Annotated in this window: 4 protein-coding genes and 1 pseudogene; 2 read left to right on the top strand and 3 right to left on the bottom strand. The window is 71.8% G+C overall.

Translation table 11 applies throughout. From position 1 onward, the window contains the following. A partial coding sequence (locus tag G3I40_RS33675; RefSeq protein WP_164558636.1) for a PAS domain-containing protein occupies window positions 1–1013 on the bottom strand: 1013 nt, incomplete at its 3' end. 150 nt (window positions 1014–1163) lie between these two features. Here G3I40_RS33675 and G3I40_RS33680 point away from each other — a divergent pair. Next, window positions 1164–1691: a DinB family protein gene (locus G3I40_RS33680; RefSeq protein WP_164558637.1), complete on the top strand. Its 528-nt coding sequence runs from the start codon at window positions 1164–1166 to the stop codon at window positions 1689–1691. 291 nt (window positions 1692–1982) lie between these two features. Continuing rightward, window positions 1983–2621, top strand: a complete 639-nt coding sequence (locus G3I40_RS33685; protein WP_164558638.1) for a hypothetical protein — start codon at window positions 1983–1985, stop codon at window positions 2619–2621. A gap of 264 nt (window positions 2622–2885) precedes the next feature. On the opposite strand, the gene G3I40_RS33690 is transcribed toward G3I40_RS33685, so the two are convergent. Continuing rightward, a complete protein-coding gene (locus G3I40_RS33690) occupies window positions 2886–3110 on the bottom strand; it encodes a hypothetical protein (RefSeq protein ID WP_203645240.1) in 225 nt (74 codons plus the stop codon). Between the two features lie 87 nt (window positions 3111–3197). Next, window positions 3198–4093: pseudogene (locus tag G3I40_RS33695) on the bottom strand (transporter); the annotation flags it as partial.

The raw sequence follows: 4093 nt of genomic DNA on the forward strand, positions 1-4093 counted from the left end.
AGCGGGTCCTCGCTCACCACCAGGTCGATCACCGCGTGGTCGGCGAACCCGGCGAGCGAGAAGTCCAGGTGCACCGTCGCCGCCTCCGCCGGGTCCTCGCACTCCGCGGCCGCCCGCGCCGCCCGGTGCAGCTGGTGCGCCCGGAAGCGCAGCCCCGCGGCCTCCTGCTCGGTCTGCTTGGCCTCGGTCACGTCCTGGAACAGCCACCCGACGCCCAGCGGCACCGGCTCCTCCGCCAACGGCGAGGCCAGCCGCACGAACCCGCTGCGCCAGCAACGCCGCTCCTGCGTGCCCTCCGCGCCGCGCAGCGTGACCCACACCTCCATGGGCGAGGGCGGCGCGCCCTCCGCCAGCACATGGGCGAGCGCGCTCTCCAGGTCCTCCACGCCCTGGGATATCAAGTCCCCCAGCGGCCGCCCGAGCACACTGGTGCGCCCCGAGCCGAGCGCCCGCGCCGCGTGTCCGTTCACCACGGCGGGCCGCAGATCGGCGTCGACCAGGACGACCCCCCACGCGGCGTCCTCGAACAGTGCCTCGCTCAACGCGATCGACCGCTCCAGGTCGATCTGCGCGTGCACCTCGCTGAAGGCGCAGTACACGCCGGCGGGCTTCCCGTCGGTCCCGCGCACGGCGGCGGACTGCGTCCGCACGAGGACCCGCCCGCCGTCCTTGGTCACCAGCGCGAACTCGTGCACCTGCCGCCCCGGGGCGTGCATGGCGGCCAGCAGCCGTCCCTGCACCTCGTCCGCGTCGGCCGACCGCACGGCCCACCCGGCGAACCCGGTCCGCCCGACGGCCTCCGTCGCGGACCAGCCCAGGATCCGCTCGGCCTCCCGGTTCCAGTGGGTCACGACCCCGTCGGCGTCGAAGGCGCACAGGGCGGCGTCCATCCCGTCCAGCAACGCGGCCAGCAGATCGGCCCCGTCCCGCTCGGGACCCTCCGGCTCCCCGGGCTCCTCCGGTTCCTCGGGCCCGAGCGCGTCAGCGGTCCCACTACGCCGGGAAGCACTCACCTGGCACCCCCTGCAGGCTGTGTCGGCGCTACGAATACTGCGCGGTCCTCGTACTGCTCCAGATCATTCAACTCGAACGTGACGCATCCCACACGGAGTTCGGTCAACTTCGAGAAAACCCATGTCGCTCGCCCGTCCACCATGCAGCCTATGACGACTCTGCCCGACGGCCGCTCCGTCCCTCCCGCCCAGGCCGACGAACGCACCACGCTGACGGCCTGGTTGGACTTCCACCGCGAGACGCTCGCCCTGAAGGTCGCGGACCTGACGGACCCCCAGTCCCGCGAGGCCCCGATCCCCTCCTCCGCCCTCACCCTCCTCGGCCTGGTCCAGCACCTGACGGAGGTCGAACGCAACTGGTTCCAAAGGGTGTTCGGCGGCGAGCAGGCCCCCTTGGCCAACCCGGCCGCCGGCTTCGACGGCTTCACCCTCACCCCCGGCCAGGACCTCCCCGGGGCGCTCGCCCGATGGCGCACGCAGATCGCCCGCTCCCGCGACCTCGTTGCCGAGGCCCCGCTGGACGCCACCGGAACCCTCTCCGCGCAGGAAGCGGCGTACGCCGGCACCGACAAGGTCTCGCTCCGCTGGATCCTCACCCACATGATCGAGGAGTACGCCCGCCACAACGGCCACGCGGATCTGCTGCGCGAGGCGATCGACGGGGTGGCGGGGGCGTAATGGCCGCCGATAGCACGATTGTGCTCACGCACGTCGCTCAACAGGGCTGATTCCCGCGTTTCGAGACCACGGCGTTCGACACCCACTCCATGGCGGCCGGGCGGCACCTGACCGGACTCGAACACCAGCAGGGCACCCTTGCCGGAACATCCGTCCGCGCCTACTTGAGAGACAGGTGGAGCCGCGCCTGTTCCTACTGTGGCGCTACAAACCTGCCGCTCAACGTCGAGCACGTGCGTCCCCGTAGCCGAGCGGGATCGGACCGAGTCTCCAAACCTCGTACTTGCCTGTGTGCCCTGCAACAAGGCCAAAGGCACCCAACCCGTGGGCCGTTTTCTCGCTCATGACGACGAGAGGCTGGCGGTGATCGCGGCTCAGGCCAGGCCGTCGCTGCGGCACGCGGGCGTCATGAATTCCCTCAACCGGCGACTGGTTGTCGCCCTCGGCGGGCGCGACAAGCCGGTGCGTACCTGGTCGAGCCACCGCACCCACGCCAATCGAGTCGCAACCGGCCTTCCTGAAACGCACACCCTGGACGCGCTCGCCGTAGGACCCCTCGATCACGACGAGGGCGCAGGAATCGTCCGGGTGCCCGGGCAGATCCTCGTCGTCTCGGCAACCGGCCGGGGCTCTTACGCCCGAACGACTCCGGACCGCTTCGGGTTTCCCCGGATGAGGCGTGTGCGGAGCAAGTGCCATTTCGGCTACGCCACGGGCGACTTGGTCCGCGCGACCATCCCGGACGGGAAATGGGCGGGCACGTGGACCGGACGCATCTCGGTCAGGGCCAGGGGACAGCACTGTCTTGCCGCACCGCAGGGCCGCATCAACGTCTCGCACAGTCGTCTGCGGCTCCTTCAGCGAGGCGACGGATACGCCTACGGCCTCCAGTGGGAGGCCGGTTCCCCAAGAGCTCGAAAAACCGGTTGAGGCCCGGGGAACTGCTTCCTAGGCTGTGGCGCACAGTGGAAAGGAGGTGATTCGGAGCATGTATGAACTCCGGACGGCTGAGGTGACTGCGGGCTAGCGGCCCGACGTCGCATCTCGAATTCGGCGCCGGACCGGCACGTGATACGTGCGTGCAGCCGGCCCCTATTCCCAAGCAGTCACCCGACCCGCGAGCCGCCGGTACGTCCGGCCGGCTTCCGACCGTCTTGCACGGGAGGAACCATGGCTCGCGGGTCGCCTGCGTTTCTACGCCTCCACGCGGGCCCGGGCCCAGGCGCGTGCCTCGTCCGCGTGCTGCGTGGCCGTCGTGGGGCAGCCCCAGAGTGCCTGCCCGCTGTGGAGGGCTTCCTCGGTGCGGGCCACGAAGGCGAGGCCCCGGCAGTGTGCCGTGAGAGCCGGCCGAAGTGCCTTCAGGGCGCGGATGCGGCCGGAGGCGGGCGGGTCACCGGGCCGCAGCGACGGGGCGGGCATCAGGAGGACGGCCGCGAAGGGCGCGGCCCGCTCGGTGAGTTCCTGCTGCGCGGGCTTCCCGCCGACAGGCCGTGAGCCGGGGCGCCGCTACCCCTTGCTCACCGCCGCCAGGATCTCCGGCAGCCGGGACGCCGTGCGCGGGGCGGCCAGGCGCAGGCCGAGGAGGGTGACCGCCGCGCCGTAGGCCGTGCCGACGGGGAGGAGGAGCCAGGTCCAGGCGTCCGCGCCCGTCGCGTGCAGGGTGATCGTGAGGGCGAGGACCGGGGCGCAGAGGAGGGCCGCCGCCACCATGCCGCCGAAGATGGAGATCCAGGCGAGGCCCGCCTGGCCGGGGGCGACGTTCTTGTAGCCCTCCTGCGGGATCGAGTACGGGAAGCGGGCCGAGGACCAGGCGCCCGTCGCGAGCATGGCGCCGAGGAGGGCGAAGGAGAGGCCGAGGACCTCGGGGAGGTCCGCCCACGCGCCGAGCATCGCCGTCGTGACGAGCGTGACCAGTGCCGCGTACGGGAGCGTGATCAGCAGCAACGCCAGGGCCCTGGCGCGCAGTTCGGCGTAGGCGTCGCGCGGGGACGCGATCGTCATCGCGACCATCCAGAAGGCCGAGGTGTCCTGGCCGAACTGGTTGTACATCTGGATGCCGAGCATGCCGGCGGCGAAGCACGCGAAGTAGACGGAGCCGGTGCCCTGGAGCGCGTTGAACACCGGGACGATCAGGCCGATCGCGAGGGACGTGATCCAGGCGGCCTTCGTCTTCGGGTCGCGCCACACGTAGCGCAGGCTGCGCTCCATGACGGTGCCGGTGCGGCCGGAGGGGAGCAGGCGCAGGGCGCCGCCGCCGGCCCGGCGGGCCGGTTCCGAGGCCTGGACCGTCGAGCCGTCCGGGGCGGTCATCAGTCGGGTCAGCGCGCGCCGCCACACGGTGAGCAGGGCGAGCAGACCGGCGACGCAGAGGGCCAGTTGGGCCGCCGCCGTGCCGTAGGCCG

Origin of the sequence: Streptomyces sp. SID14478 (assembly GCF_010548525.1) — a bacterium.
Classification (GTDB): domain Bacteria; phylum Actinomycetota; class Actinomycetes; order Streptomycetales; family Streptomycetaceae; genus Streptomyces.

Coding starts and splice junctions, on each gene's coding strand:
- G3I40_RS33680 (WP_164558637.1), top strand. CDS start 1,164: ATGACGACTCTGCCCGACGGCCGCTCCGTCCCTCCCGCCCAGGCCGAC.
- G3I40_RS33690 (WP_203645240.1), bottom strand. CDS start 3,110: ATGCCCGCCCCGTCGCTGCGGCCCGGTGACCCGCCCGCCTCCGGCCGC.